Below are 26,283 nucleotides of genomic sequence, written 5' to 3'. Positions count from 1 at the left end.
GGGGGCGGCGGCGTTTGTCGGTCAGACCCGCCAGATCCAGGCGTCGGCCAGGCGGGTCGCGGGGCCGTAGAGCTGTTCCAGGGTGGCGCGGAGGCTGTCGGCGTGCGGGGCGTCGTCGGTCAACGCCACGCAGGAGGCACCCCAGAAGTCCGCGTCCCGGGCGGCCTGACGGCGTTGTTCATCGCCGATGGCCGGTTGGTCACCGCGCCGGGCGACATCCGCCAGCAGAGCGGAGGTCGGCTGCTTGTAGGTACCCATCGCGGCGGTGCCGCCCCGCCCGTAGGGGCCGATGAAGAACCCCTCGGGTAGACCGAAAGCGGCGTTGGCGGCGGTCGGCCAGCGCATCGGCCAGGGTTCCTTGGGCGTGGGCAGCGGCACCGGAACCAGCACCCCGCCGGGGCGTACGCACTGCCGCCAGTGGCCGCCGCTGATGAACTCCGGCACGGCGGGTCGTTCGGCGGTCGGCAGGGGGGTCGGGAAGATCGGCAGCAGCGCCGCGCCGACGGCCAGTGGCACCAGCCGCCGCGCCCGACCGGTGCTGCGCAGAGCCCGGTCGACCGCCAGCACCAGCAGCGTCGCGACGATCGGCAACAGTGCCAGCGCGAACCGCATCGGCAACGCGCCATCCACCACCGGTAGCCCGCCGATCAGGGCGTACGGGCCGGGGAGCGCCGTCTTGGTGCCGCCGAGCACCACCTCGGGGCCGAGCGACAGCGCACCCATCACCAGGCCCGCCACGACGCAGGCGAAGACCAACCGGCGTCGCCCGACCCAGATCGCGCAGACCACGGCCACCAGCAGCAGGGGCCAGCCGAGGAAGGTGTTGTATTCGGCCGGACCGGTGGTCAGCCGGGCGGATTCGGTGCTGCCGGCCACCGACAGCGGGGAGACCGTCCACCAACTGCTCAGGTCGGCGGAGAAGTAGGCCGGGGTGAACATGCCGTCGGCAACCCCCTGCGGCCCGGCGAACTGGAACCAGAGCGGGTAGCCGAGCACCAGCAGGGCGAGCCCGGCGGCGATCGCCAGCCCGCCGGCGAACCCGGGCAGCGCCCGGCGGGCCAGGTCCCGGTCCACCACGGCGTAGCCGATCGCCATCACCAGCAGCGTGACGGCGGCGAGGAAGAGCACCTCCTCGCCGATGAAGACCTGCACGGTGACCGCGGCGGCCAGCCCTGCCGCGGAGGTGAACATCCGTCGGCGATCCGGCCCGGCGGGCCGGGTACGACCGGTCTCGTCGGGTGCCACCGGCCCCGGGTCGGCTGCCCGCAGCAGGCGGACCACCAGCCAGACGATCACCGGCACCAGCCACTGGGCGGTCATGTGCAGGTGGCTGTTGGTCTGCGAGACCATGCCCGGGCCGAACCCGCACAACCCGCCGCCGAGCGCTGCGGCGAACCGGCGGGTGCGCAGCGTGCGGTGGAACAGCAGGTACCAGGCGACGGCCGTGCCGGCGAGGTTGGCGGCGGCCAGCAGCGCGAACGTGACCGGCGCACCCAGCAGCAGGGTGACCGGCGCGAAGACGATGCCGAGGGCGATCACCGACGTGTTGGCCATCAGATTGACGCCGTCGGGCGCGTTGAGTCGGTCGGTGAGCAGGTTGAAGTCGCCGAGCAGCGCGCGGGCGTCGACCGCCAGGAACCACTCGTACAGGGTCTGGTCCTCCGGGTTGAGTGCCAGGATGCGGCCACTCGGGTCGGGCCACAACCCGTGGGTGAGCCAGCCGGCCAGCATCACGCAGATCAGCGCGACTAGTAGATCCGCACGGTGTCGGCTGACGGCGGCCAGCAGACGGGTGGCCCGTGGTCGGCTCTTGACCCGACCGGCGAGGCGGAAAGCCTGCTCAGGGGCGGCGTCGGGGGCCGTGGGGGCTGCGCTGCTCACGGCATCGACCCTAATGTGGCCAGCCCTGCTGGGTACGTCGGGTCGCCGCTAACCGGCTACGGTGACACTGCACCGTGCGTGTCGGCGCGCCGGTGCCACCCGCCCGGGTGGTGGAAAGGCAGACACGGCCGCCTTAAAAGCGGCTGCCGAAAGGCGTGCGGGTTCGACCCCCGCCCCGGGCACCAGTCACCTCGACGCATTCTCATTCGTGATCACCAGGACTTGGTTGCGCCGTTTACTCTTGGAGGGCACGTTCACGTGCAAACGACCCCCTGAGGGAGGCCAGACAGTGAAGACCTCGAACCCGGTGCTCGCCCGGCTCGGCCAGGCGGCCGAGCGGGAGCGCTCCGCCGGGTACGCCCCGGCCGGTCCGTACGGACAGCCCGGCATTCCCCAGCAGTACCCGTCCCAGGCCGGTTACCCGGCCGCGCCGCCCACCGTGGCGCCGATGACGGTCGACGATGTCGTCGTCAAGACCGTCGCTCTGCTTGGCATCCTCGGCATCACCGCCGCGGCCGCCTGGGTGCTCGTGCCCGACGCGCTGGTCAGCACCGCCTGGATCGGCGCGCTGGCGGTCACGCTGGTGCTCGGCCTGATCATCTCGTTCTCCCGGATGGCCAACCCGGCGCTGGTCATCGCGTACGCGGTCGTCGAGGGCGTCCTGGTCGGCATGATCAGCAAGGCGTTCGAGTCGGCGTACGACGGCATCGTGCTCCAGGCTGCCGTGGCGAGCTTCGGCATCTTCTTCGTGATGACCATGCTCTACAAGGCGAAGTTCATCCGGGCCACCCCGGTCTTCGTCAAGGGCATGACCGCGGTGATCACCGGCCTCTTCGCCGTCATGTTGATCAACCTGGTGCTGGCGCTGTTCGGCATCAACACCGGTCTGCGCGACGGCAGCCCGCTGGCGATCGGCTTCAGCCTGGTCTGCATCGTGGTCGCCTCGCTGAGCTTCGTGCTCAGCTTCAAGGAGATCGAGGACGGCGTCCGGATGGGCCTGCCGCAGCGCTACTCCTGGGTGGCCGCGTTCGGCATCCTGGTCAGCCTGGTCTGGCTCTACATCGAGATCCTGCGCCTGCTGAGCTACTTCCAGGGCGACGACTGACCTCGTCCGCACTGTCGACCGGCGCCCGTTCCCGCTCTGGCGGGGGCGGGCGCCGTCGTCAGCGCCGTTTTCCCGCCGCCGCCGGGCCACCCGGGGGAGAGTGACTGCGAGGCTTTGACACAAGCCCTGGGGGTACGCGGGCGAAGGAGGCAGCGGTGCGCAGTAACAACCCGGTGCTCAACCGGCTGGACGAGACCGGCCGGGTGGAGGCCCGGGTGCTCGGCGCCCGTGACGTCGAGCCGATGACCGTCGACGACGTGGTGACCCGTACCGTCGGGCTGCTGCTGGTCACCGGCGCGGCGGCGGTGGTGTCCTGGGCGGTGATCCCCGACGCGGTGTGGCTCGGCGCCGCGCTGGCCGGCAGCGCCCTCGCCTCCATCGCGTTGGTCTTGGTCATCTCGTTGCGGGGGATCACCAACCCGGCGCCGATTGTCGGCTACGCCGTGCTCCAGGGTCTGCTGCTGGGGGTGGCGAGTCGCACCTTCGAGCAGGTCTACCCGGGCATCGTGGTGCAGGCGGTGGCCGGCACCTTCGGCGTCTTCCTCGGCATGGCGGCGCTCTACCGGGCCCGGGTGATCCGGGCGACGCCCCGGCTGGCTCGGCTGGTGATCGGCACGTTGCTCGGCATCGCCGTGCTCAGCGTGGTCAACCTGGTGTCGTACCTGATCTCCGGACGACCGGGTCTGGCGGTCTACAGCGTCAGTGGGGAGGTCGGTTGGGTGCCGTACGCCTTCTCGGTGGTGGCCATCATCGCCGGGGCGTTCAGCTTCATCCTCGACTTCGACCTCGTCGAGCGTTCGGTGCGCGACGGTCGACCCCGCCGGTACGCGTGGCTGAGCGCGTTCGGCCTGCTCACCGGGTTGGTGTTCCTCTACTGGCAGATCCTGCGGCTGCTCAGCTACCTACGCCGTTGACCGGCCCGCCGTGGCGGTGCCGGTGCCGGCCGTAGACTCGGCGGCGATGAGCGCAGCGGAGTTGGATCAGGCCGTGCAGTTGCTGGTCCGTCAGGTCGGGCACTGGCAGCCGCCGCGGTGGGCAGCGGTCGCGACCGCCGGCAACGTGTCCCGTGCCGACCTGGTGCACCGGTTGGTGCAGGAGATCGCCAACCTGGCCGCTGACGCCGAGGGTGAGCCCCGGCGGGTGGTGCCCCGGCTCGACAACGACCTGGCGTTGCCCGACCAGTTGCGGGTCGTGGCGGCCGATCTGGTGGCCGCCGGCCCGGGGGCCGAGACGCTGGCGCGGGCCGCCGCCGAGGTGACGGCGACCCGCAGCGCGCTCTGACGTCGACCCGGCGAGCGTCGCGGCCGGTAGGCCCAGGCTCAGCTGAGTCGTTCGAGCACCATGGCCATGCCCTGGCCGCCGCCCACGCACATGGTCTCCAGGCCGATGGTCTTGTCGTGCCATTCCAGGGCGTTGAGCAGGGTGCCGGTGATCCGGGCGCCGGTCATGCCGAACGGGTGACCGACCGCGATCGCACCACCCATCACGTTCAGCTTCTCCTCCGGGATGCCCAACTCGCGGTAGGAGGGGATGACCTGCGCGGCGAACGCCTCGTTGATCTCGACAAGGTCGACGTCGTCGATGGTCATGCCGGCCCGGCGCAGCGCCTGCCGGGACGCCTCGACCGGCCCGAGACCCATGATCTCCGGCGACAGGGCGGTCACCCCGGTGGAGACGATCCGGGCCAGCGGGGTGAGGCCGAGTTCCTCGGCCCGCTGGGCGCTCATCACCACCACGGCGGCCGCGCCGTCGTTGAGCGGGCAGCAGTTGCCCGCGGTGATCCGGCCGTCCGGGCGGAACACCGGCTTCAGTCCGGCGACCGCGTCGAGGGTGACGCCGGCGCGGGGACCGTCGTCGCTGCTCACCACGGTGCCGTTCGGCGTGGTGACCGGGGTGATCTCCCGGGCCCAGAAGCCGTCGGCGATGGCTTTCTCGGCGAGGTTCTGGCTGCGTACGCCGAACTCGTCCATGTCGGCGCGGGTCACGTCGTACACCTGGGCCAGGTTTTCCGCGGTCTGCCCCATGGTCAGGTAGATGTCGGGCAGCTCACCGGCCTCGCGCGGGTCGGTCCACGCCTCGGCGCCGCCCTGCGCGCGGCGCTTCGAGCGCTCACCGGCCGCCCCGAAGCGGGGATTCTCCCAGCCGCCGCCGACCAGGGCCTGCGCCTCGGGTGGCAGCCCGTCGGAGCTGCCCCGGGCGTAACGGGAAACCATCTCCACACCGGCGGAAACGAACACGTCGCCCTCGCCGGCCCGGATCGCGTGCATCGCCATCCGGGTGGTCTGCAACGACGAGGCGCAGTAGCGGGTCAGCGTGGCGCCGGGCACAGTGTCCAGACCGAGGAGGGTGGAAACCACCCGGGCCATGTTGAAGCCCTGCTCGCCGCCGGGCAGGCCGCACCCGAGGTAGAGGTCGTCGATCGTGGTCGGGTCGAGCTGGGGGATCTTGTCCAGGGCGGCCTGGACGATGGTCGCGGCGAGGTCGTCGGGGCGGACGTCGCGCAGGGACCCCTTGTGCGCCCGGCCGATGGGGGAGCGGGCGGTGGCGACGATGACGGCGTCGCGGGACGACTCAATCGGCATGGGCCAACGTTAACCCGCCGGTAACATGGCGCGGAAGAAGCCGGCGCGGCGGGAAATGTCACCCCGGTCGGGGTGATCTAGCGTCGGGTCGCGACCGTCGCCGCGGCGGCGATGGCCGGCAGCAGCGCATGCGCCCACACCCGGTAGCCGTCGGCGGAGGGGTGGAAGCCGTCGTGGCAGAGCGTCCCCGCGTCGGCGCGGAACACCGGCCCGGTCTCGGTGGCGAGGTCGACCACCGAGCCGCCCGCGTCCAGCACGGCCGTCGTCTGTGCACGGGCCATCCGACGCCCGGACCAGCCGACCACCTGGCGTAGCGGAGGCGCGATCGCACGAACCGCGCCGAGATCGGGGCAGGTGCCCACCACCACCTCGACCCGTGCCTCGCGCAGCCGGTGCACCGCCGCGCCCAGATAGGCCGAAGCGTCGGACGGTCGGCGCAGACCGGTGGCGTCGTTCGCGCCGATCAGGATCAGCGCCACGTCCGGTCGTTCACCGAGCAGGGCCCGGGCGACCTGGGTGGCCAGGTCCGTCGAGCGGGACCCGGAGACGCCGACGCTGGACAGGTGCACGCGCCGGCCGGTCGGGCCCTCGGCGAGCAGGTTGGCCAACTGCCCGCCGATGGTGTCCTCGAGACGGTCGACACCCACCCCCAGGGCCGACGAGTCGCCGAGCAGCACCAGCCGCAGCGGCGGAGCGCCCGATCGGCCGATCGTGGCCCGCAGGGCCAGCCCCAGCTCCGGTTGGGCGTAGCGTCGGTGCCGGGCGACGAACGCCTCACCGGCCAGCACGGCGGCGCCTCCCACGGTGCCGGCCAGCAGCGAGAGTGCCGCCGCCCGACCCAGCCGGCCGGCGAGGCCGGCGGTCACGCCCCGCTCGCTGCGCTCGTTCATGCCAGTCCCTCCACTGTCGAGGTGTCCGGGGCGGACCCGTGCTCCGGCACCGCGCCGACACCGAAGAACGCCCGGCGGCGCAACTGCGCCCACCGGCCGGCCGGCCCCCGGTCGTGGCCCCGGACCTGGGTGCCGCTCACCTCCGTGCCCGCGTGCCGGGCCGCCTCCTGGGCGGCCTCTGCCAGCGACCGTACGCCCTCGCCCCGAGTCGGTGTGGCCCGTCGTTCCTGCCCTGCGCCGAGCGCGGACAACATCGTCGGCAGGAGCGCGGCGGCGGCCATCGCGTAACCCTCGGCGGAGGGGTGGAACCGGTCCCAGGCGAACATGCGGGTCGGCTCGGCGGCGAACCGAGGGCCGAGCAGATCACCGAGGGAGACCGTCCAACCGCCCGCCTCGACCACCGCTACCGTCTGAGCTGCGGCGAGCTGGCGGCTCCACCGGTGCGCCAGCCAGCGCAGAGGCGGCTGGATCGGGCGGATCGCGCCCAGGTCGGGGCAGGTGCCGACGACCACCTCGCAGCCAGCGTCGCGCAGACTGTGCACCGCCTCGACGAGGTAGCGCACCGCCAACCCGCGAGGGGTGCGGTTGGTGATGTCGTTGCCACCGATGAGGATCACCGCGATGTCGGGTCGGCACTCCAACGCCGCCTCCACCTGGTGGCGGAGCGCCGCGGAGATCGCGCCCACCACCGCGAAGCGATGCACCTGCACCGGCCGGTGCAGTCGACGGGACAGGCCGGTGGCGAGCAGCCCGCCGGGTGTCTCCCGGCGGCGGTGCACGCCGTAGCCGGCGGCCGAGGAGTCACCGAGCACGACCATGGTGAGCGCTGGGCCGGGGAACTTCGCGCCGTAGATCCCGTCGCAGCGCGGTGGCGGCGCCTCGGCCATCGGGATGGTGCGTCGGGCCTGCCGGGCCTGGCCGAGCAGCACCCCGCCGGTCGCCACCGCGGCCACCGCGGTGACACCCGTCCCGATCGCCGCCAGCCGGGCGAACCGCCGGGCCTGTCGCCAGCGTTCGCCACCGGGTACGACGGAATCAGCCACCCCCATACCGCGACATTATCGCGCCGCCCCGACACGCCGCTGTCGTCGTGACGGCACGCGGGTGCCTGGAAACCGACGCACCGGGGTATCTGTGCGGGAGAGGCCGGCCGGCTTGCGTCGACCCGCCACGCTGATCCGGCGGAGAGGAGCGCGACGATGGGGAAGACACTGAAGCGCAGCGCGGCGTTCACGGCCCTGGCGCGGGCCCTGGCGGCCGGGGCTCGCGGTGGGCCGTCGCTGGGCACGCGGTTGGCCGCGCTGCCCCGGATGATCCGGGCCACCACCAGAGGGGAGTACGACGGCGGCCTCCGGCTGGCCCTGATGACCGCGGCGACGGCGTACATCGTGTCGCCGATCGACCTGCTCCCGGAGATCCCGCTGGCCATCTTCGGGTTGGCCGACGATGCGGTCATGATCACCTGGTTGGCCGGCAGCGTGCTCGCCGAAACCGATCGCTTCCTGGAGTGGGAGACCCGCCGCAGCTCTGTCATCCCCGGGCGGCTGGTGCCCTGACGGCACGTACGCTGGGCGGCGAGGAAACGTCTGCCCGGCCGCCATCGCCGGCGCCGCAACGAAGGGCACACCGTGCAGTACTACGACAACGTCGTCGACATGATCGGCAACACCCCGCTGGTACGCCTGCGTAGCGTCACCGAGGGCATCCAGGCCACCGTGCTCGCCAAGGTGGAGTACCTCAACCCGGGCGGCTCGGTGAAGGACCGGATCGCGCTGCGGATGGTGGAGGACGCCGAGGCCGCCGGCCTGCTCAAGCCCGGCGGCACCATCGTCGAGCCGACCAGCGGCAACACCGGTGTCGGGCTGGCCCTGGTGGCCCAGCTCAAGGGCTACAAGTGCGTTTTCGTCTGCCCCGACAAGGTCAGCCAGGACAAGCAGGACGTGCTCCGGGCGTACGGCGCCGAGGTGGTGGTGTGCCCGACCGCAGTCGCCCCGGAGGACCCGCGCTCGTACTACAACGTCTCCGACCGGCTGACCCGGGAGATTCCCGGCGCCTGGAAGCCCAACCAGTACAGCAACCCGGCCAACCCGCGCTCGCACTACGAGACCACCGGCCCGGAGCTGTGGAAGCAGACCGAAGGCGGGTTGACCCACTTCGTTGCGGGCGTCGGCACCGGCGGCACCATCTCCGGCATCGGCCGGTACCTCAAGGAGGCCTCCGAGGGGCGGGTGCGGGTCATCGGCGCCGACCCGGAGGGCTCGGTCTACTCCGGCGGCACCGGCCGGCCGTACCTGGTGGAGGGCGTCGGCGAGGACTTCTGGCCGGAGACGTACGACCAGGGTGTTGCCGACGAGATCGTCGAGGTCTCCGACAAGGCGTCCTTCGAGATGACCCGACGGCTGGCCCGTGAGGAGGGGCTGCTGGTCGGTGGCTCCTGCGGGATGGCGGTGGTCGCCGCGCTGGAGGTCGCCCGCAAGGCCGGCCCCGAGGACGTGGTGGTGGTGCTGCTGCCGGACGGCGGCCGGGGCTACCTTTCCAAGATCTTCAACGACTCGTGGATGGCCCGGTACGGCTTCCTCGACAACTCCGGCGCGGAGCCGACGGTGGCCGACGCGCTGGCCAGCAAGCCGGGCGGGCTACCCGAGCTGGTGCACGTGCACCCCACCGAGACGGTCCGTGACGCGATCGACTACATGCGCGAGTACGGCGTCTCGCAACTGCCGGTGCTCAAGGCCGAGCCGCCCGTGGTGACCGGCGAGGTGGCCGGCTCGATCGCCGAGCGGGACCTGCTCGACGCGTTGTTCACCGGCCAGGCGCACCTGCACGACACGATCGAGCGGCACATGGGCGACCCACTGCCGATGATCGGCGGCGGTCAGCCGGTGAGCGAGGCCGTGGGCCTGCTGGAGAAGTCCGACGCGGCGCTGGTCCTGGTCGACGGCAAGCCCAAGGGCGTCCTAACCCGCCAAGACCTCCTGGCCCACCTAGGCGCCAACTAAACCGCGCCCCGCCCCGCCCTGCCCCCACCCCGCCCTGCCCCCACCCCGCCCCGCCCCTACCCCTACCCCCGCCCCGCCGATCTTGCACTTGCTGTCGCGTGAAGGTCGCTGTTGCGGCGCTTTGTCGCTGCAGAAAGTGCAAGATCGGCGAGGCGAGGCGGGGCGGGGCGAGGCGAGGCGGGGTGGGGCGAGGCGGGGCGGGGCGGGGCGGGGCGGGGCGGGTGGGGTGGGTTAGAGGTTTCGGGTGTAGCGGAGTTGTCGGGTTGGCGCCGAGCCGATCGTCTCGTCTCGTTCGTCGCCCGTGGGCGTCCAGCCGCCGCGCTCGTAGAAGGCGCGAGCGTGGGCGTTGTCCCGGAGCACCCACAGCACAGCGCGTCGCCAGGCCCGTGCCCGCATGGCGTCCAACGCGTCGACCATCAGCGCGCGGCCGGTGCCGCGGCCCTGCTCGGCCGGGTCGAGATGGATCGCGTTGAGCAGCCCGGTGGCCGGGTCGTCCTCGTCGTCCGGGCCCAGGTGGCTGAACCCGACCAACTCCCCGGCCCGCTCGGCCACGGTCATCCGGTGGGTGTCGCGCTCCCACTGCCACCGCTCGACCCAGTACCGGCCCATCGCCTCCGGCGTCGGGTCGGCCAGCGCCTCGGCCGGCAGGAAGGCGGAGTACGCGGCGACCCGGGAGCGCTGGTGCAGGGCACCCACCGCCATCAGATCGGCATCGGTCGCGGGGCGGAGCGTGACGGTCACCCGGCCGAGGCTACCCGGCGGGGTGGGAGCTGCACCGTGGTCAGGTCCTCGGCGATGATCAGGTCACCGTCGAAGTGCGCGCGTGCCTCGTCGTGGAACCGGCGCGGGTCGCTGTAGCGCTGGGAGAAGTGGGTGAGCACGAGCCGGCGTACCCCGGACTCGGTCGCCACCCGGGCGGCCTGCGCCGCGGTCAGGTGGCCGACCTCGGCGGCGAGCGCGGCCTCCGACTCCAGGAAGGTCGACTCGATGACCAGCAGGTCGGCGTGCTCGGCGAGGGCGTACACCCCGTCGCAGAGGCCGGTGTCCATCACGAACGCGAACCGCTGCCCGGGCCGGGGCACGCTCACCTCGTCGCGGGTGACGCGGCGTCCGTTGAGGTCCAGGTGCCCGACGCGGATCAGCTCGCCGACGGCCGGCCCGGCGATGCCGTACGCGGTCAGCTTCTCCGGCAGCATCCGGTGGCCGTCCGGCTCGACCAGCCGGTACCCGTACGTCTCGATGGGGTGTCGCAGCCGGCGTGCCTCCAGCGTGCCGCAGCCCAGGGTGATCCGCTGCCCGTCCGCCTCGATGGGCTCGACCCGCAGCTCGGCGGTCTCGTAGAAGGAGGTGGCGTGCCGGAGCCGGGCAAAATACTCGGCGCCGCCGGCGGGAAAGTGCACGGCCACCGGGTGCGCCACCCGGTCCAGGGAGAGCCGCTGGATGGTGCCGGGCAGGCCGAGGCAGTGGTCGCCGTGGAAGTGGGTGACGCAGATCCGGGTCAGGTCGGTGGCGGTGACAGTGGTGTGCAGGAGCTGACGCTGGCTGCCCTCACCCGGGTCGAAGAGGATCACCTCGTCGTCCCAGCGCAGCACGTACCCGTTGTGGTTGCGCTGGCGGGTCGGCGCCTGGCTGGCCGTCCCCAGCACCACCAGCTCGCGCATGGACATCGCCGCTCCCCCGGATATGGAGCGACCCCCGGGGCGCTCCGCGCTGGTGCGCGGGCCGGCTGGACTTGGCCGGCACCCCGGGGGTCGGGTGGCTGTCGTGGATTCGCCGCACCGCTGCCACACGGTCTCGACGATGGTGCTGGTGCCCGCCTTAGGGCGGACCGATCACTGTCGAGGACAGCGGCTAGCTGACAGCCACCTCACGAGTCCGATTGCTATACAAGTCTGGACCACCTCCTTTCACGTGTACGGCCACGTTATCGAGCCTCGCCGGGCTCGGCAACGGATTTCGATCACAGGGCCAAACGGGAATGCCCGGCCGCCTCACTCGTCAGCGGGTTGCGGCAGGTGGCCGAACCGTCGGACCTCCTGTGGCCAGCCGCATGCTTCCGCGAGCTTGCCGGCCCACATCCGGGCCGTTTCCTCGTCGGCCACGTCCACCACGGTCAGCCCGCCCAGCCACTCCTTGGTTTCGACGTAGGGCCCGTCGGTGAACCTCAACGTGCCGCTCGTGGCGTCGGCACTGGAGACGGGGCCGTCCTCTTCCAGGCCCCCGGCGAACACGTACGCCCCGGCCGCCTTGATCTCGTCCACGACCGCCGCGGCCAGTGGCCCGCGCCCGCGAAACCACTCCTCAGTATGGTCGCCCACCCACTGCTGGTTGAAGTAGATGAGGTATTCGGCCATGTCTGCTCCCTCGTCCCGGGCGGACCCTTGTCTGCCTCCATCTTCGCTACGAACGGCGCCGGGCGGATACGACACTCGGGCCGGAAATGACCCCAACACCGAACAAGGCCACTGGGTTCGAAACCCAGTGGCCTTGCCAGTTAACGCAATGGCGGTGGTCAGCCGCCGACTCGTGCGACGCCGACCGGGCAGCTCAGCCCGTTCGGGCCGTGGTTGCAGTAACCGTTCGGGTTCTTCGTCGGGGCCAGGTACTGCTGGTGATAGTCCTCGGCGAAGTAGTAGCTGTCGAGCGGAGCGATCTCGGTGGTGATCTCACCCTTGCCGGCTCGCGTCACGATCGGCTGGAAGGCATCCCGGGACGACTCGGCGATGGCCCGCTGCTCGTCGGTGGTCGTGTAGATCGCCGACCGGTACTGGGTGCCCACGTCGTTGCCCTGGCGCATGCCCTGGGTCGGGTCGTGGTTCTCCCAGAAGACCTTCAGCAGGTCCTCATAGGTGATCTTGCTGGGGTCGTACACCACCTGGACGACCTCGGCGTGCCCGGTCCGACCGGAACACGTCTCCTCGTACGTCGGGTTCCTGGTGATGCCACCGGCGTAGCCGGCGGAGGTGGTGTAAACGCCGGGCAGCGTCCAGAACAGCCGCTCGGCTCCCCAGAAACAGCCCATGCCGAAGACGGCGACCTGCAGCCCCTCGGGGAACGGGCCCTTCAGCTGGGTGCCCAGCACCTCGTGCCGGTCAGCGACGGGCATGGCGATCTGGCGGCCCGGGAGGGCCTGGTCGGGCGAAATCATCTCGGCGTTCATACGGCGCAAGAACACGGTGGGGATCTCCTCTCGTACCTCTCCCAGCGTGTAACACCGGTGGGTTCAGCTTCCTTACCCGCGTCAGCGTGAGTCAGACCCCATCGGAAGGGCGGCGGCAACCTGGTCGGCGTACGTCTGGGCCTGGGTGTCGTCGTCGTACCGCGTGCGCGGCCAGAAGAACCCGCGCAGCCCGTCCCCCTTGGTCCGGGGTACCACGTGCGTGTGCAGGTGGGGCACCGATTGGGACACCTTGTTGTTCATCGCCACGAACGTCCCACCGGCCCCGAGACCGGTCTCCACGGCCACCGCCACCCGCCGCACCAGCGCGAAGTAGCCGGGCAGCAGATCGGAGGGCAACTCGGCCAGGGTCACCAGATGGACCCGGGGCACCACCAGCACGTGCCCCCTGAACACCGGCCGGGTGTCCAGGAAGGCGACCCCGTCCGGGGTGTCGGCCACCCGGAACGCCGGCACCTCGCCCGCGACGATCCCGCAGAACACGCACCCGCTCATCGACCCAGGCTATGTCGGCGTTCCCGCAACGGCAGTCGCGGGAGCGCGGGTTCCGTTCCAGCCCTCGAGACGGGGCACTAGCCTCACCAGAATGAGTCACGGCTTCGAAACGCTCGCCATCCACGCCGGTCAGGACCCTGAGGCCCGTACCGGCGCGGTGATTCCGCCGATCTACCAGACCAGCACGTACGCGCAGGACGCCGTCGGCGCTCCCCGCCTCGGCTACGAGTACAGCCGGTCGGGCAACCCGACCCGCGACGCGCTCCAGGAGTGCCTCGCGGCGCTGGAGGGCGGGTCGGTGGCGCTCGCCTTCGCCAGCGGCCTGGCGGCCGAGGACACCCTGCTGCGGGCCGTGTGCCAGCCGGGCGACCACGTGGTGATCCCGGACGACGCGTACGGCGGCACGTACCGGCTGTTCGCCCGCGTCGCCCAGCGCTGGGGCCTGGAGTTCACCCCGGCCAAGGTCTCCGACCCGGCCGCGATCCGGGCGGCCGTGCAGCCCGGTCGCACGAAGATCGTCTGGCTGGAGACGCCGACGAACCCGCTGCTCGGCATCGCCGACATCGCCGCCCTGGCCGCCGTGGCACACGACGCGGGCGCGCTGCTGGTGGTGGACAACACCTTCGCCTCGCCGTACCTGCAGCAGCCGATCGCGCACGGCGCGGACGTGGTGGTGCACTCCACCACCAAGTACATCGGTGGGCACTCCGACGTGGTCGGCGGCGCGCTCGTCGTCGCGGACAGCGCGCTCGGCGAGGAACTGCGCTACCACCAGAACGCGATGGGCGCGATCAACGGCCCGTTCGACGCCTGGCTCACCCTGCGGGGCATCAAGACCCTCGGGGTACGCATGGACCGGCACTGCGACAACGCCGAGCGGCTCGCCGCGTACCTCGACGGGCACGCGAGGGTGGCCGAGGTGATCTACCCCGGGCTGCCCTCGCACCCTGGTCACGAGGTGGCCGCCAAGCAGATGCGCCGGTTCGGCGGCATGATCTCGTTCCGTGCCGCCGGCGGTGAGGAGCACGCCGTGGAGATCTGCAACCGCGCCAGACTCTTCGTGCTCGCCGAGTCGCTGGGCGGCGTGGAATCCCTGATCGAGCACCCGGGTCGGATGACACACGCAAGTGCTGCCGGCTCGCCGCTTGAAGTTCCCGGCGATCTCGTGCGACTGTCTGTCGGCATCGAGACGGTCGACGACCTACTCGCTGATCTGGAGCAGGCGCTGGGCTGACCGCTGGGGGAGGATGGCCGTGCAGGACATCATGGCGACCTGGGTCGGGGCGACCGCCAAACAGATCGCCCGGGGCGTGCGCCGGGGTGACGTGTCGGCCACCCAGGTCGTCGCCGACCACCTCGAGTACATCGGCCGTGCCGATCGTGAGCTGGCCGCGTTCCGTGCCGTGCGCGGCGGCGAGGCGATCACCGAGGCGGAGAAGGTCGACGAGCAGGAGGACCTGGCGAACCTGCCGCTGGCCGGGGTGCCGGTGGCGGTCAAGGAGAACACTCCGGTCGCCGGGCTGCCCACCTGGAACGGATCGGCGGCCGCGCGCACCGACGTCGCGGAGGCTGACCACGAGGTGGTGCGTCGGTTGCGCGGTGCCGGCGCGGTGATCCTCGGTGTGACCCGGATGCCCGAGCTGGGGCTGTGGGCACTCACCGACGACGACAGCGCGGTGACCCGCAATCCGTGGGACAGCACGCGTACCCCTGGCGGATCCTCCGGCGGCGCCGCCGCCGCGGTGGCCGCCGGGCTGGTGCCGATCGCGCACGGCAACGACGGTCTCGGCTCGATCCGCATCCCCGCGGCCTGCTGCGGTCTGGTCGGGCTCAAGCCCGGTCGGGGCGTGGTGCCCTGCCAGCTCGGCGCGGACGACTGGTTCGGCCTCACCGAGCACGGCATGTTGACCAGCACCGTCGCCGACGCGGCGGTCGGTTTCTCGGTGCTCGCCGGTCGGCGTCCCGAGAAGCTGGTCCCGCCGCAGCGGCTACGGGTGGGCGTCTCGCTGCGCTCCCCGGTGCGCGGCGTCGCACCGGACGCGCCCAACCGGGACGCCGTCGCCGCCGCCGGCCGGCTGCTCGCCGCTGCCGGGCACGACACGGTGCCGGCCGATCCGGTCTATCCCACCGCGCTGGGCCTGCGGGGCATCGCCACCTGGTTCGCCGCCGCCGCCACCGACGTCCGGGCCTCCGGGTTGGACCGGCGAGGTCTGCAGCGGCGTACCCGGCGGCACGTCGCGCTCGGCGAGTGGGCGCAGCGTCGCGGCTACGTACGGGAGGCCGACCGGGCCGCCTGGCGGCAACGGTCGGTGGACTTCTTCACCGACCACTCGGTCGACCTGCTGCTCACCCCGGCGCTGGCCACCGCGCCGCCGGAGGCGGCACGCTGGTCCGACCGGTCCTGGCGGGCGAACATGACAGCCAACATCCGGTACGCCCCGTACGCCGCACCGTGGAACATCGCCGGCCTGCCGGCGGTCGTGGTGCCGGTCGGCCGCCGCCCGGACGGCCTGCCGGTCGCCGTGCAGATGGTCGGCCCGCCGGGCTCGGAGCTGCTGCTGCTCGGTGTGGCCGGCCAGTTCGAGATGGCCGCCCCGTGGGCACGGCACGCCCCCGGCTACCCCCGGGTCGGAACGGGATCACCGGCCGCTGCTTGATCGTTACGGGCTGCGTACCCGGCTAGGCCACCCCTGGCGACCCCCGGTGTCGCCGCTGAGGGCTCCGAAGGCGGGTGGCACGATCGGGGCATGACGGAACTGGTCGGTCTCGACGACGTGCGGGCTGCACGGGAGTTGCTCGCTGGTGTCATCCGCACCACCCCGGTGGAGCCCTCCCGCCCGCTCAGCGCGGCACTGGGCGGGCCGACCTGGCTCAAGTGCGAGAACGTGCAGCGCGCCGGCTCCTACAAGGTGCGGGGCGCGTACGTGCGGATCTCCCGGCTGTCGGCGGCCGAGCGGGAGCGCGGCGTGGTCGCGGCGAGCGCGGGCAACCACGCGCAGGGCGTCGCCCTCGCCGCCGGTCTGGTCGGCACGCACGCCACCGTCTTCATGCCGGTCAACGCGCCGCTGCCGAAGGTGGCCGCCACCAAGGGGTACGGCGCGCAGGTCGAGTTGGCCGGCAACACCGTCGACGAGTCGCTGGTCGCCGCGCACACGTACGCGGAGCGCACCGGCGCTGTGTTGATCCACCCGTTCGACCACCCCGATGTGATCGCCGGTCAGGGCACGGTGGCGTTGGAGATCCTCGAACAGTGCCCGGAGGTGAAGACGATCATCACCGGGGTCGGTGGTGGCGGCCTGATCTCGGGCATGGCGGTGGTCGCGAAGGCGTTGCGACCGGACGTCCGGATCATCGGCGTCCAGGCAGCCGGCGCGGCGGCGTTCCCGCCCTCGCTGGTGGCCGGTGAGCCGGTCCGGCTGCCCACCTTCTCCACGATCGCCGACGGCATCGCGGTCGGTCGGCCCGGGGAGATCACCTTCAACCACGTGCGCAAGCTGGTCGACGAGATCGTGACGGTCTCCGAGGAAGACATCTCCCGGGCCCTGTTGATGCTGCTGGAGCGCGGCAAGCAGGTGGTCGAGCCGGCCGGGGCGGTGGGTGTCGCCGCGTTGCTGGCCGGCGTGGTCGAGGTGGAGACGCCGGTGGTCGCGGTGCTCTCCGGCGGCAACATCGACCCGCTGCTGATGATGCGGGTGATCGAGCACGGTCTGGCCGCCGCGGGTCGCTACCTCCGGGTGACCGTGCGTTGCTCGGACCGGCCAGGGCAACTCGCGTCGTTGCTCAGCCAGATCGCCGAGCACCGGGCGAACGTGGTGGACGTCGAGCACCAGCGGGCCAACCCGCACCTCAGCCTCGGCGAGGTGGAGGTGGCGCTGTCGGTGGAGACCCGGGGCGTGGAGCACTCGGACACGCTGATCAGCGCGTTGCGGGCCAGCGGCTACCAGGTGGTCTTCGCCGCCGAGGCGTGACACCGGTGGTGCCACGCCTCGGAAGCGGAGCCGCTGAGTGGTGCCGTGCGGCCGGCGACGATCAGCCGGAGAACGGCTCGAAGCTGACCACTGTCACCTTGATGTCGGCGCCGCTCGGTGCCGTGTAGGTGCAGGTCTGCCCAGGTCGGCCGCCCAGGATCGCCTTGCCGAGCGCCGACTCGGGGCTGTAGACGGTCAGGTCGGTGGTGGCCGCGATCTCCCGCGAACCGAGCAGGAAGGTCTCGGTGTCGTTGGCGTCGTCGTCGAAGTAGATCGTCACGACCATGCCCGGCGACACCGCGTCCGCCGTCGGCGCCTCGCCAACCTTCGCGGTGCGCAGCAGCTCCTGCAGGTAGCGGATGCGACCCTCGGCCTTGCCCTGCTCCTCGCGGGCGGCGTGGTAGCCGCCGTTCTCCCGCAGGTCGCCCTCCTCGCGCCGAGCGTTGATCTCGGCGGCGATGGCCGGGCGGTTGGCGATGTGCTCGTCGAGCTCGGCCTGGAGGCGGTCGTGCGCGTCCTGCGACAGCCAGGTGGCGGGCGCCTCGTTGCCAGTGGACACAGGCGTTCTCCTCAGTTGTGCGTGGCTGGCTGACAGGTGAACTACCAAGTTACCAGTGCGGTACGACACAGCGTGTCGGCCATCACCGCCGGTGTCCGGATCCGACACCGGGGGTAGGCGCGTTCCGAACCTCGTCCCCGGAGCCGTTTGGGCAGCTCAGGACGGAGGTTGGCAGCGCAGGACCTCGCCGATGAACGGCCGCTCGGTGGTGGCCAGGCGGTGCCGGGCCGTGATGTGCCGGTTGCCCGGCTCGGCGGTCACGGTGATCTGGTCACGGGCCACCTCGGCACCCGCGTGGGTTCGGGCCCGCAGCACGCAGACCGCCGATCCGCCCGCCGGAACGGTCACCCGGAAGTCCACCACCACCTGACTGTCCGTGATGTCGGTGTACGTGATCACCTGGGCGTCGTAGACCGGATCGCCGTACTGGCGGTAGAGCCGGAACGAGATCACGGTCAGCGTCGACACGAGCGCCACCAGTACCAGCGCGGCCAGCAGCGTACGACGGCGTTTACCGCCGGACGCCCGGCGACGGCCGTAGCGTCCGGCCGGAAATACCGGAGCGCCTGCTGAAATTGTGGCGTGCGTCTCGGTCACCGGCGGGTATCTCCTGGCGTTGTTGTCGGCGGCATCGGCAAGAATGACAGAGTCCATCTTCCCACCCGGTCCAGCGGCAGGAATGGCAGGTCACTCCCTGCGGGGCTGGCCGGCGACAGGGTGCGGTGAGGAACGATCCCGGCGGTCAGCCGGTCGAGCCCGGTCGGTCCACCGGCCGGCACAGACGAGGAGTGCCGAAGTTGGCAGAGCAGCTGCGTCTCATGGCCGTGCACGCGCATCCCGACGACGAGTCGAGCAAGGGTGCGGCGACCATGGCCAAGTACGTCGCCGAGGGCGTGGATGTCCTGGTCGTGACGTGCACCGGCGGGGAGCGCGGCAGCGTGCTCAACCCCAAGCTCGATCGCCCCGACGTCTGGGCCAACATCGGCGAGATTCGTCGCGCCGAGATGGACGCCGCCCGGGCGATCCTCGGCGTCGAGCAGGCCTGGCTCGGCTTCGTCGACTCCGGGCTGCCCGAGGGTGACCCGCTGCCGCCGCTGCCCGAGGGCTGTTTCGCCCTGCAGGACGTCGAAGTGGCCGCCGGTCCACTGGTGCGCCTGATGCGCGAGTTCCGTCCGCACGTGGTCACCACGTACGACGAAGAGGGCGGCTACCCGCACCCGGACCACATCATGTGCCACAAGGTGACGGTGGCCGCGTTCGAGGCCGCCGGTGACCCGGAGCGCTTCCCGGAGCTGGGCGCGCCCTGGCAGCCGCTGAAGCTCTACTACGACATCGGCTTCTCCAAGGCCAAGATCATGGCCCTGCACGAGGGCATGCTGGCCGCGGGCAAGGAGTCGCCGTACGAGGAGTGGCTCAAGCGCTGGGAGGACCGGCCGGACAAGGGCCCGCGGATCACCACGCGGGTGGAGTGCTCCGAATACTTCCCGGTCCGCGACGACGCGCTGCGCGCCCACGCCACCCAGGTCGACCCGGACGGCTTCTGGTTCCACGTCCCGATGGAGCTGCAGCGCCGCGCCTGGCCGACCGAGGACTTCGAACTGGCCCGCTCACTTGTCGACAGCCCGCTGCCCGAGTCCGATCTCTTCGCGGGAGTGCGGGAGACGGCGCACGCACGCTGATCCCGGTCGGGGCTACGCTGGTTACCAATCGCACATCGGAGGAACGTCATGCTGACCGCTGCCCAGGTGCTCGCGGAGAACAACTTCGGGGACACCCGCACGGGTGGTCTGGCCGGGCCGATGGGCCTCTTCCTCATCCTGCTGCTGGCCGCCGCGACCGTCCTGCTGATCCGCAACATGAACTCTCGGCTGCGCCGCCTGCCTGACCGGTTCCCGCAGCAGGCGGGGCGGGTCGATCCGACCAGGGCCGATGCTGCAGTCGTCGATCCGACAGACGGGACCGGAGGGCATGATTCATCCACGCCCGGTCCCAATGGTCACCAGCAGCACCGGAACGGGTAGTCAGCGCGTGATTCACGCCGAACCGGTTGGTCGCCCCCTGTTGCGGCCACCCGGTTTGGCTTAGCCTTCCGCCGGGGGGACCAAAAGTCCCCGAGCCGTGTGCGGAAGGGGGCGCCGATGACCAGCACAGCACCGGCCGCCCGCCGCGACGTCGGTCGGTCGGCTGACGGGGGAGGTCGATGACCTCCGGGCCGGCCGGCGACCCATTCGACCGGCTCGGGGTGCGCGGCACGCCGGGCCGTCTGCTGGTGCTCACCGCCGCCGTCACCCTGACCGCCCTGGTCGCCTCCGCGGTCGGGTTGACCCTCCCGGCCAGGCTGCCGGCCGACGACCCCCTCGGCGGTCCGGCCCGATTCGGCATCGCTGTCGCCGTCCTCGCTCTCGCCCAACTCGCCCGGCTGCGGTTCCGCTCAGCGGCGGGCATGGTCAGCATCACCTGGGGCGAGGCCGCGCTGATCGTGTGCCTCTATCTGACGCCGGCCGGCTGGTTGCCGTCCGCCACGCTGCTCGGCACCGGCCTGGCCTGGACGCTGCTCTCACTGCACAACGACCGCCGTCCGGCCCTGGAGATCGTCCGGATCGCCGCGTCGCTGGCCGCCGCGTCGGCACTGGCCGTCTCCGTGGCCACCGCGCTCGGCCGGCCGTTGCTCGCCCCGCCCACCCCGATGCTGGCGCTGGCCGTGATCGCCGGGTCGGTGACCTACCTCCTGGTGACCGCCTGGCTCGGTGGGGTGACTCTGGGCCTGCGGCACGGGCTGCCCATCGGGCCACCGCTGCTCGCCGCGCTGCGCGGCAAGATCCTGATGTTCGTCGGCAACGTGGCGGTCGGTCTCGTGGTGGTGGCGCTGCTGGAGCTCGACGCACGCTGGTTGCTGTTGCTGCCGCCGCTGCTCTGGCTGCTGCAGCAGACCTACCGCTACCGGCTGCGCTCCGACCAGGAGCGCCGCACCTGGCGAGCCTTCGCCGAAGCCACGGCAGCCCTCAATCAGCTCGACGAGCGAGGCGTGGCGAGCGCGGCGGTCACCGGAGCGCTGACGCTGTTCAACGCCGAACTTGTCGACGTCGACGTGGCTCGGAGCGACGGCCGGTGGCATCGGTACCGAGGCGACGCCGGCGGCCAACTCGTCGACCGTGAGACGGGCTCACCGGACCGGTCGGAGCCGGACGAGCACGAACTGAGCCGGGAACTGTCGGTCGGTGCCGCCCCGGTCGGTCGGCTGCGGGTCCGGTTCCCCCGCGCCGCCCCGCCCAACGCCCGGGAACGCGACGCGGTGGCCGCATTCGGCGACGCGCTCGCCGCCGCGCTGCACGACGCCGCAACTCACCGCGAGCTGCGGCTGGTCACCGCTCGTTCGTCGTACGAGGCGGTGCACGACCCGCTCACCGGGCTGGCCAACCGGGCGGCGATGCTCGGCAAGGGTGATCAGTCGCTGCGGCATCTCGCGCACGATCACCCGGTGGCGCTGCTGCTGCTGGACATCAACCAGTTCAAGGAGGTCAACGACACCCTCGGTCACGCCGCGGGCGATCAGTTGCTGCGGCTGACCGCGGACCGGCTCAGCGCCCTGGTCCGTCCCGGCGACCTGCTCGGCCGGCTCGGCGGCGACGAGTTCGCTCTGCTGCTCACCGCGGTGCCGGTGCTCGGTGACCGGGTCGCCCCGATGGCCCACGCACTGCGTCAGGCCCGCGAGATCGCCGAGCGGCTGGCCGCGCCGACCGAGGTGGCCGGCGTCCGGATGTCGATCGAGGTCTCCGTCGGGGTGGTGGTGGCCGACGCTGGCACCGCCGACCTGACCGAGTTGCTACGTCGGGCTGACATCGCGATGTACCAGGCCAAGGAGGGTGGCGGCAACGTCGCCGCGTACGACGGCACCCGCGACGCGGCCAGCACCGATCAGCTCGCCCTGCTGGCCGAGCTACGCGAGGCGCTGAAGGTCGACGATCAGCTGGTGCTGGCGTTGCAACCGGCGGTCGACCTGGCCACCGGTGCGCCCACCGGCGTCGAGGCGTTGATCCGCTGGCAGCATCCCCGACGTGGATGGCTGAGCCCGGGCGACTTCATCCGTCCGGTGGAGAACAGCGAGCAACTGGGCACCTTCACCCGCTACGTCCTGGACAAGGCCCTCAGCGTGGCCGCCGGCTGGGCCCGGGAAGGTCTGGACGTCCCGATCTCGGTCAACCTGTCGGCGCGCAGCCTGCTCGACCCCCGGTTGCCGGCGGAGATCGCCGAGGCGCTGCGCCGCCACCAGGTGCCACCGCACCGGCTCGTCCTGGAGATCACCGAGACGGTGGTGATGAGTGAGCTGGAGGTCATCGACGAGGTGCTGGCCACGCTCCGGTCGATGGGCGTGCAGCTCGCGGTCGATGACTTCGGCACCGGCTTCTCGTCGCTGACCTTCCTCACCCGGATCGCGGTGGACGAGTTGAAGGTGGACCGCTCCTTCGTGATCCGGATGGCCGACTCCCCGGAGGCCGCGGCGATCGTACGGACGACCGTGGGCCTCGCCCACGAGTTGGGGCTGCGGGTGGTCGCCGAAGGGGTGGAGACCGCCGAGCAGCGGATGGCCCTGGCCGAGCTGGGTTGCACCTCCGCGCAGGGTTACCACTTCTTCAAGCCGATGCCGGCGGACAAGATCGGCGCGGTGCTGGGGTCGCTCCGCGACTCGGCGGAGTCGAACGTGTTCCGGCTCCGCGCCGACGGCGCCTCCTGACCGCACCCGGAGGCACTATGGTCGTCGGGTGAACCGACTCGTCGACGCCACCAGTCCGTACCTGCTCCAGCACGCCGGTAACCCGGTCGACTGGTGGCCCTGGTCCGACGCGGCGTTCGCCGAGGCGAAACGGCGGGACGTCCCGGTGCTCATCTCGGTTGGGTATTCGAGTTGTCACTGGTGTCATGTCATGGCGCACGAATCGTTCGAGAACGAGCAGGTCGGCGCCCTGATGAACGACAACTTCGTGTCGATCAAGGTGGATCGTGAGGAGCGCCCGGACGTGGACGCGGTCTACATGACCGCGACCCAGGCGATGACCGGCCAGGGTGGCTGGCCGATGACCGTCTTCGCCACCCCGGACGGCACCCCGTTCTTCTGCGGCACCTACTTTCCGCGGCCCAACTTCGTCCAGTTGCTCCAGTCGGTCACCACGGCCTGGCGGGAGCAGCGCGAGGCGGTGGTGCGCCAGGGCGCCGCGGTGGTCGAGGCGATCGGTGGCGCGCAGGCCGTGGGTGGCCCCACCGCCCCGCTGGACGCCCCGCTGCTCGACGCCGCCGCCGCCAAGCTGGCCAGCGAGTACGACGCCACGAACGGCGGCTTCGGGGGCGCCCCGAAGTTCCCACCGCACATGAACCTGCTCTTCCTGCTGCGCCACCACCAGCGCACCGGCGACCCGACCAGCCTGGAGATCACCCGGCACACCGCCGAGGCGATGGCCCGGGGCGGCATCTACGACCAGCTCGCCGGTGGCTTCGCCCGGTACTCGGTGGACGCGCACTGGACGGTGCCGCACTTCGAGAAGATGCTCTACGACAACGCGTTGCTGCTGCGGGTCTACACCCAGCTGTGGCGGCTCACCGGTGACCCACTGGCCCGCCGGGTCGCTCGGGACACCGTCCGGTTCCTCGCCGACGAGTTGCACCGGCCGGGGGAGGGGTTCGCCTCCGCCCTGGACGCCGACACCGAGGGCGTCGAGGGGCTCACCTACGCCTGGACGCCCGCTCAACTCGTCGAGGCGCTGGGCGAGGAGGACGGCCGGTTCGCCGCCGACCTGTTCACCGTCACCGACGAGGGCACCTTCGAGCACGGCATGAGCGTGCTGCGGCTCGCCCGGGACGTCGACGACGCCGCACCCGAGGTCCGCGCCCGCTGGCAGCAGGTGGTCGGGCGATTGCTCAACGCCCGGGACACCCGCCCACAGCCGGCCCGCGACGACAAGGTGGTGGCCGCCTGGAACGGCCTGGCGATCACCGCCATCGCCGAGTTCCAGCAGGTCGCCGCCCTGTACGTGTCCCCGCAGGACGAGGACGCCAACCTGATGGACGGCGTGACCATCGTCGCCGACGGTGCGATGCGCCAGGCCGCCGAGCACCTGGCCGCCGTGCACCTGGTGGACGGCCGGCTGCGCCGGGTCTCCCGGGACGGCAGGGTCGGCGAACCGGCCGGCGTCCTGGAGGACTACGGCTGTGTGGCCGAGGCCTTCTGCGCACTGCACCAGCTCACCGGCGAGGGCCGGTGGCTCACCCTGGCCGGTGAGCTGCTGGACACCGCGTTGGCGCACTTCGCCGCGCCCGGTGGCACCTTCTACGACACCGCCGACGACGCGGAACGGCTGGTCGCCCGCCCGGCTGACCCGACCGACAACGCCACCCCGTCCGGCCGGTCGGCCCTGATCGCCGGGCTGGTGGCGTACGCGGCGCTGACCGGGGAGACGCGCTACCGGGAGGCCGCCGAGGCGGCGCTCGCCACCGTCGCGCCGATCGTCGGGCAGCACCCCCGGTTCGCCGGGTACTCGGCCATGGTCGGCGAGGCGCTGCTCTCCGGGCCGTACGAGATCGCCGTGGCGACCGACGACCCGGCGGGCGACCCCCTGGTGGCCGCCGCCCGTCGCCATGCCCCGCCCGGGGCGGTGGTCGTCGCCGGACGTCCGGACCAGCCCGGTGTGCCGTTGCTCGCCGACCGGGCGCTGGTCGACGGGCGGTCCGCCGCGTACGTCTGCCGGGGTTTCGTCTGCCAGCGGCCGGTCACCTCGGTCGAGGAGTTGATCGCCGAGCTCGGCTGAGCGCACCGTAGCTGCCCACGCCGCACGCCGGGTGACCGCTGCGGCGCTTCCGGGGCGGGTCGCCGGCCCTCCGGATGGGCCTGCCGGTGGCCCGGATAGGCTGGCCGCGCTATGGATTCCCGTACCGGACTGCCTGTTGTCGGCATGGTGGGTGGCGGCCAGTTGGCCCGGATGACCCATCAGGCCGCGATCGCCCTCGGCCAGTCACTGCGTGTGCTCGCGACCGCCCCCGACGACGGTGCGGCGCTCGTCGCTGCCGACGTGCAGTACGGCGATCACACCGACCTGGCCGCCCTGCGTACCTTCGCGAAGGGCTGCGACGTGGTCACCTTCGACCACGAGCACGTGCCCAACGAGCACATCCGCACGCTGGCGGCGGAAGGGGTGACCCTGTACCCGCCGGCGGACGCGCTGCTGCACGCCCAGGACAAGCAGGTCATGCGGGAACGCCTGACCGAGCTGGGTGCGCCCAACCCGGCCTGGCGACCGGTCGGTGAGCCCGCCGACCTTGTCGACTTCGGCGAGCAGGTCGGCTGGCCGGTGGTGCTCAAGGCGGCGCGGGGTGGCTACGACGGCCGGGGCGTCTGGATGGTCGACGACGCCGCCCAAGCCGCCGAGTTGGCAGCCACGCTGCTCGCCGGTGGCACCCGGCTGATCGTCGAGGAGCGGGTGCCGTTGCGCCGGGAGTTGGCCGTGCAGGTGGCCCGGTCGCCGTTCGGTCAGGTGGCCGCGTACCCGGTGGTCGAGACGGTGCAGCGGGACGGCATCAACGTGGAGGTGCTGGCCCCGGCGCCCGGCCTGGACGAGGAGCTGGCGGTCGCCGCCCAGCAGCTCGCCATCGACCTGGCCACCGCGCTCGGTGTGATCGGCCTGCTGGCCGTGGAGCTCTTCGAGGTGCGCGACGACGCCGGCCGGCCCGCGATCGTGGTCAACGAGCTGGCGATGCGCCCCCACAACTCCGGGCACTGGACCATCGAGGGTGCCCGCACCTCGCAGTTCGAGCAGCACCTGCGGGCAGTGCTGGACTACCCGATGGGCGACACCGCGCTGAGCGCGCCGATAGTGGTGATGGCGAACGTGCTCGGCGGCGAGCCGGGCGGAATGTCGATCGACGAGCGGCTGCACCACCTGTTCGCCGCCGAACCGGGCGCCAAGGTGCACCTCTACGGCAAGCAGGTGCGGCCCGGCCGGAAGATCGGGCACGTCACGGTGCTCGGCGACGACCTGGACGACGTACGGGCGCGGGCCGCACGGGCCGCGCGCTGGCTGCGCGAGGGGCACGAGTGACCCCCTCGGTCGAGAAGGAGATCCCAGTGAGCACGGTCGGTCTGATCATGGGCAGCGACTCGGACTGGCCGACCATGCGCGCCGCCGCGGAGGTGCTGGACGACTTCGGTGTGGCGTACGAGGTGCGAGTGATCTCGGCGCACCGGACCCCGGTCGCGATGATCGAGTACGGCCGCGACGCCGCCGACCGCGGTCTCAAAGTGATCATCGCCGGGGCTGGCGGTGCCGCCGCGCTGCCGGGCATGGTCGCCTCGGTGACGCCGCTGCCGGTGATCGGGGTGCCGGTGCCACTGAAGCACCTCGACGGCATGGACTCGCTGCTGTCCATCGTGCAGATGCCGGCCGGGGTTCCGGTCGCCACCGTGTCGATCGGCAACGCCCGCAACGCGGGCCTGCTCGCCGTGCGGATCCTCGGCGCCACCGATGAGAGCCTGCGCGCCAAGATGACGACCTACCAGCAAGACCTGGAAAAGCTGGTCGCCACCAAAGAAGCAGCCCTCCAAGCAACCCTCCCCTAACGCCCCGCGCCCCGCCCCGCCCCG

Annotated in this window: 24 protein-coding genes, 1 tRNA gene and 1 pseudogene; 15 read left to right on the top strand and 11 right to left on the bottom strand. The window is 71.8% G+C overall.

From position 1 onward, the window contains the following. Positions 1–21: 21 nt before the first annotated feature. On the bottom strand, positions 22–1,881 hold the full coding sequence (locus C7C45_RS05525; RefSeq protein WP_208641076.1) for a DUF6311 domain-containing protein: 1,860 nt from the start codon (positions 1,879–1,881) through the stop codon (positions 22–24). A gap of 101 nt (positions 1,882–1,982) precedes the next feature. Here C7C45_RS05525 and C7C45_RS05520 point away from each other — a divergent pair. The 4 genes from C7C45_RS05520 to C7C45_RS05505 all read left to right on the top strand — a co-directional run bounded on the left by C7C45_RS05520 (position 1,983) and on the right by C7C45_RS05505 (position 4,267). After that, positions 1,983–2,066, top strand: a tRNA-Leu gene (locus C7C45_RS05520). A 104-nt stretch (positions 2,067–2,170) separates the two neighbouring features. Continuing rightward, on the top strand, positions 2,171–2,986 hold the full coding sequence (locus C7C45_RS05515; RefSeq protein ID WP_110562561.1) for a Bax inhibitor-1/YccA family protein: 816 nt from the start codon (positions 2,171–2,173) through the stop codon (positions 2,984–2,986). Positions 2,987–3,141: 155 nt separating this feature from the next. Then, entirely contained in the window at positions 3,142–3,900 is a 759-nt protein-coding gene (locus tag C7C45_RS05510; protein ID WP_110562560.1) for a Bax inhibitor-1/YccA family protein, read from the top strand. A 46-nt stretch (positions 3,901–3,946) separates the two neighbouring features. Further along, positions 3,947–4,267, top strand: a complete 321-nt coding sequence (locus tag C7C45_RS05505; RefSeq protein WP_110562603.1) for a hypothetical protein — start codon at positions 3,947–3,949, stop codon at positions 4,265–4,267. 38 nt (positions 4,268–4,305) lie between these two features. Here the strand turns inward: C7C45_RS05505 and C7C45_RS05500 are convergent, their stop codons facing one another. The 3 genes and pseudogenes from C7C45_RS05500 to C7C45_RS05490 all read right to left on the bottom strand — a co-directional run. After that, positions 4,306–5,568, bottom strand: coding sequence for an acetyl-CoA C-acetyltransferase (locus C7C45_RS05500; protein ID WP_110562559.1), 1,263 nt, complete (start codon positions 5,566–5,568; stop codon positions 4,306–4,308). 77 nt (positions 5,569–5,645) lie between these two features. Continuing rightward, a complete protein-coding gene (locus C7C45_RS05495; protein WP_425271114.1) occupies positions 5,646–6,434 on the bottom strand; it encodes an SGNH/GDSL hydrolase family protein in 789 nt (262 codons plus the stop codon). Further along, positions 6,426–7,507 (bottom strand): annotated as a pseudogene (locus C7C45_RS05490) (SGNH/GDSL hydrolase family protein); the annotation flags it as partial. The pseudogene C7C45_RS05490 and the gene C7C45_RS05495, both read right to left, overlap by 9 nt. Positions 7,508–7,657: 150 nt before the next feature. On the opposite strand from C7C45_RS05490, the gene C7C45_RS05485 reads away from it, so the two are divergent. Both C7C45_RS05485 and C7C45_RS05480 read left to right on the top strand, forming a co-directional pair. Further along, positions 7,658–8,014 (top strand): YkvA family protein, encoded by a 357-nt coding sequence (locus C7C45_RS05485; protein ID WP_110562556.1) that lies wholly within the window; start codon positions 7,658–7,660, stop codon positions 8,012–8,014. Between the two features lie 72 nt (positions 8,015–8,086). Further along, positions 8,087–9,457, top strand: coding sequence for a cystathionine beta-synthase (locus C7C45_RS05480; RefSeq protein ID WP_110562555.1), 1,371 nt, complete (start codon positions 8,087–8,089; stop codon positions 9,455–9,457). 231 nt (positions 9,458–9,688) lie between these two features. Here C7C45_RS05480 and C7C45_RS05470 read toward each other — a convergent pair whose 3' ends face one another. The 5 genes from C7C45_RS05470 to C7C45_RS05450 form a co-directional block, all read right to left on the bottom strand. Next, positions 9,689–10,198, bottom strand: coding sequence for a GNAT family N-acetyltransferase (locus C7C45_RS05470; RefSeq protein ID WP_110562554.1), 510 nt, complete (start codon positions 10,196–10,198; stop codon positions 9,689–9,691). Beyond that, on the bottom strand, positions 10,195–11,124 hold the full coding sequence (locus C7C45_RS05465) for a ribonuclease Z (RefSeq protein ID WP_110562553.1): 930 nt from the start codon (positions 11,122–11,124) through the stop codon (positions 10,195–10,197). The genes C7C45_RS05470 and C7C45_RS05465 overlap by 4 nt, the downstream gene beginning before the upstream one ends. Before the next feature lie 324 nt (positions 11,125–11,448). Beyond that, complete coding sequence (locus tag C7C45_RS05460; protein WP_110562552.1) at positions 11,449–11,811, bottom strand: YciI family protein; 363 nt, start codon at positions 11,809–11,811, stop codon at positions 11,449–11,451. A 158-nt stretch (positions 11,812–11,969) separates the two neighbouring features. Next, positions 11,970–12,632: a peptide-methionine (S)-S-oxide reductase MsrA gene (gene msrA / locus C7C45_RS05455; protein WP_110562551.1), complete on the bottom strand. Its 663-nt coding sequence runs from the start codon at positions 12,630–12,632 to the stop codon at positions 11,970–11,972. Between the two features lie 66 nt (positions 12,633–12,698). Next, positions 12,699–13,130 (bottom strand): HIT family protein, encoded by a 432-nt coding sequence (locus C7C45_RS05450; protein WP_110562550.1) that lies wholly within the window; start codon positions 13,128–13,130, stop codon positions 12,699–12,701. Positions 13,131–13,221: 91 nt separating this feature from the next. Here C7C45_RS05450 and C7C45_RS05445 point away from each other — a divergent pair, with 91 nt between their 5' ends. From C7C45_RS05445 to ilvA, 3 genes are all read left to right on the top strand, one after another. Then, the gene (locus tag C7C45_RS05445) at positions 13,222–14,364 is read left to right on the top strand and encodes a cystathionine gamma-synthase (protein WP_110562549.1); all 1,143 of its coding nucleotides are present in this window, start codon (positions 13,222–13,224) and stop codon (positions 14,362–14,364) included. A 13-nt stretch (positions 14,365–14,377) separates the two neighbouring features. Continuing rightward, positions 14,378–15,787, top strand: coding sequence for an amidase (locus tag C7C45_RS05440; protein ID WP_110562548.1), 1,410 nt, complete (start codon positions 14,378–14,380; stop codon positions 15,785–15,787). A gap of 90 nt (positions 15,788–15,877) precedes the next feature. Further along, positions 15,878–17,098, top strand: coding sequence for a threonine ammonia-lyase (ilvA, locus tag C7C45_RS05435; RefSeq protein WP_110562547.1), 1,221 nt, complete (start codon positions 15,878–15,880; stop codon positions 17,096–17,098). Between the two features lie 61 nt (positions 17,099–17,159). Here the strand turns inward: ilvA and greA are convergent, their stop codons facing one another. Both greA and C7C45_RS05425 read right to left on the bottom strand, forming a co-directional pair. Then, positions 17,160–17,657 (bottom strand): transcription elongation factor GreA, encoded by a 498-nt coding sequence (gene greA, locus C7C45_RS05430; RefSeq protein ID WP_110562546.1) that lies wholly within the window; start codon positions 17,655–17,657, stop codon positions 17,160–17,162. A 156-nt stretch (positions 17,658–17,813) separates the two neighbouring features. Beyond that, positions 17,814–18,254 carry a DUF4307 domain-containing protein gene (locus C7C45_RS05425; protein WP_110562545.1) on the bottom strand — a complete coding sequence of 147 codons (441 nt, stop codon included), beginning with the start codon at positions 18,252–18,254 and terminating at the stop codon, positions 17,814–17,816. Between the two features lie 200 nt (positions 18,255–18,454). On the opposite strand from C7C45_RS05425, the gene mca reads away from it, so the two are divergent. The 6 genes from mca (at position 18,455) to purE (ending at position 26,259) form a co-directional block, all read left to right on the top strand. Then, positions 18,455–19,336, top strand: a complete 882-nt coding sequence (gene mca, locus C7C45_RS05420; RefSeq protein WP_110562602.1) for a mycothiol conjugate amidase Mca — start codon at positions 18,455–18,457, stop codon at positions 19,334–19,336. 48 nt (positions 19,337–19,384) lie between these two features. Continuing rightward, positions 19,385–19,678, top strand: coding sequence for a hypothetical protein (locus tag C7C45_RS05415; protein WP_110562544.1), 294 nt, complete (start codon positions 19,385–19,387; stop codon positions 19,676–19,678). A gap of 179 nt (positions 19,679–19,857) precedes the next feature. Beyond that, the gene (locus tag C7C45_RS05410) at positions 19,858–22,389 is read left to right on the top strand and encodes a putative bifunctional diguanylate cyclase/phosphodiesterase (protein WP_110562543.1); all 2,532 of its coding nucleotides are present in this window, start codon (positions 19,858–19,860) and stop codon (positions 22,387–22,389) included. Positions 22,390–22,417: 28 nt separating this feature from the next. Beyond that, a complete protein-coding gene (locus C7C45_RS05405) occupies positions 22,418–24,454 on the top strand; it encodes a thioredoxin domain-containing protein (RefSeq protein WP_110562542.1) in 2,037 nt (678 codons plus the stop codon). A gap of 111 nt (positions 24,455–24,565) precedes the next feature. After that, complete coding sequence (locus C7C45_RS05400) at positions 24,566–25,741, top strand: 5-(carboxyamino)imidazole ribonucleotide synthase (protein WP_110562541.1); 1,176 nt, start codon at positions 24,566–24,568, stop codon at positions 25,739–25,741. A gap of 26 nt (positions 25,742–25,767) precedes the next feature. Then, a complete protein-coding gene (gene purE, locus C7C45_RS05395) occupies positions 25,768–26,259 on the top strand; it encodes a 5-(carboxyamino)imidazole ribonucleotide mutase (protein WP_110562601.1) in 492 nt (163 codons plus the stop codon). Positions 26,260–26,283: the final 24 nt, after the last annotated feature.

Origin of the sequence: Micromonospora arborensis (assembly GCF_003205615.1) — a bacterium.
Classification (GTDB): Bacteria; Actinomycetota; Actinomycetes; order Mycobacteriales; family Micromonosporaceae; genus Micromonospora; species Micromonospora arborensis.
Note: the sequence above shows the minus strand (reverse complement) of the source record. Positions and strands in the feature narration are given on the sequence as shown.

Bases quoted from the DNA above. Each gene is read 5' to 3' on its own strand.
- C7C45_RS05460 (WP_110562552.1), bottom strand. From the start codon at position 11,811: ATGGCCGAATACCTCATCTACTTCAACCAGCAGTGGGTGGGCGACCAT.
- C7C45_RS05450 (WP_110562550.1), bottom strand. From the start codon at position 13,130: ATGAGCGGGTGCGTGTTCTGCGGGATCGTCGCGGGCGAGGTGCCGGCG.
- C7C45_RS05440 (WP_110562548.1), top strand. From the start codon at position 14,378: ATGGCCGTGCAGGACATCATGGCGACCTGGGTCGGGGCGACCGCCAAA.
- C7C45_RS05415 (WP_110562544.1), top strand. From the start codon at position 19,385: ATGCTGACCGCTGCCCAGGTGCTCGCGGAGAACAACTTCGGGGACACC.
- C7C45_RS05465 (WP_110562553.1), bottom strand. From the start codon at position 11,124: ATGTCCATGCGCGAGCTGGTGGTGCTGGGGACGGCCAGCCAGGCGCCG.
- C7C45_RS05485 (WP_110562556.1), top strand. From the start codon at position 7,658: ATGGGGAAGACACTGAAGCGCAGCGCGGCGTTCACGGCCCTGGCGCGG.
- ilvA (WP_110562547.1), top strand. From the start codon at position 15,878: ATGACGGAACTGGTCGGTCTCGACGACGTGCGGGCTGCACGGGAGTTG.
- C7C45_RS05410 (WP_110562543.1), top strand. From the start codon at position 19,858: ATGACCTCCGGGCCGGCCGGCGACCCATTCGACCGGCTCGGGGTGCGC.
- C7C45_RS05505 (WP_110562603.1), top strand. From the start codon at position 3,947: ATGAGCGCAGCGGAGTTGGATCAGGCCGTGCAGTTGCTGGTCCGTCAG.
- C7C45_RS05445 (WP_110562549.1), top strand. From the start codon at position 13,222: ATGAGTCACGGCTTCGAAACGCTCGCCATCCACGCCGGTCAGGACCCT.
- C7C45_RS05500 (WP_110562559.1), bottom strand. From the start codon at position 5,568: ATGCCGATTGAGTCGTCCCGCGACGCCGTCATCGTCGCCACCGCCCGC.
- C7C45_RS05400 (WP_110562541.1), top strand. From the start codon at position 24,566: ATGGATTCCCGTACCGGACTGCCTGTTGTCGGCATGGTGGGTGGCGGC.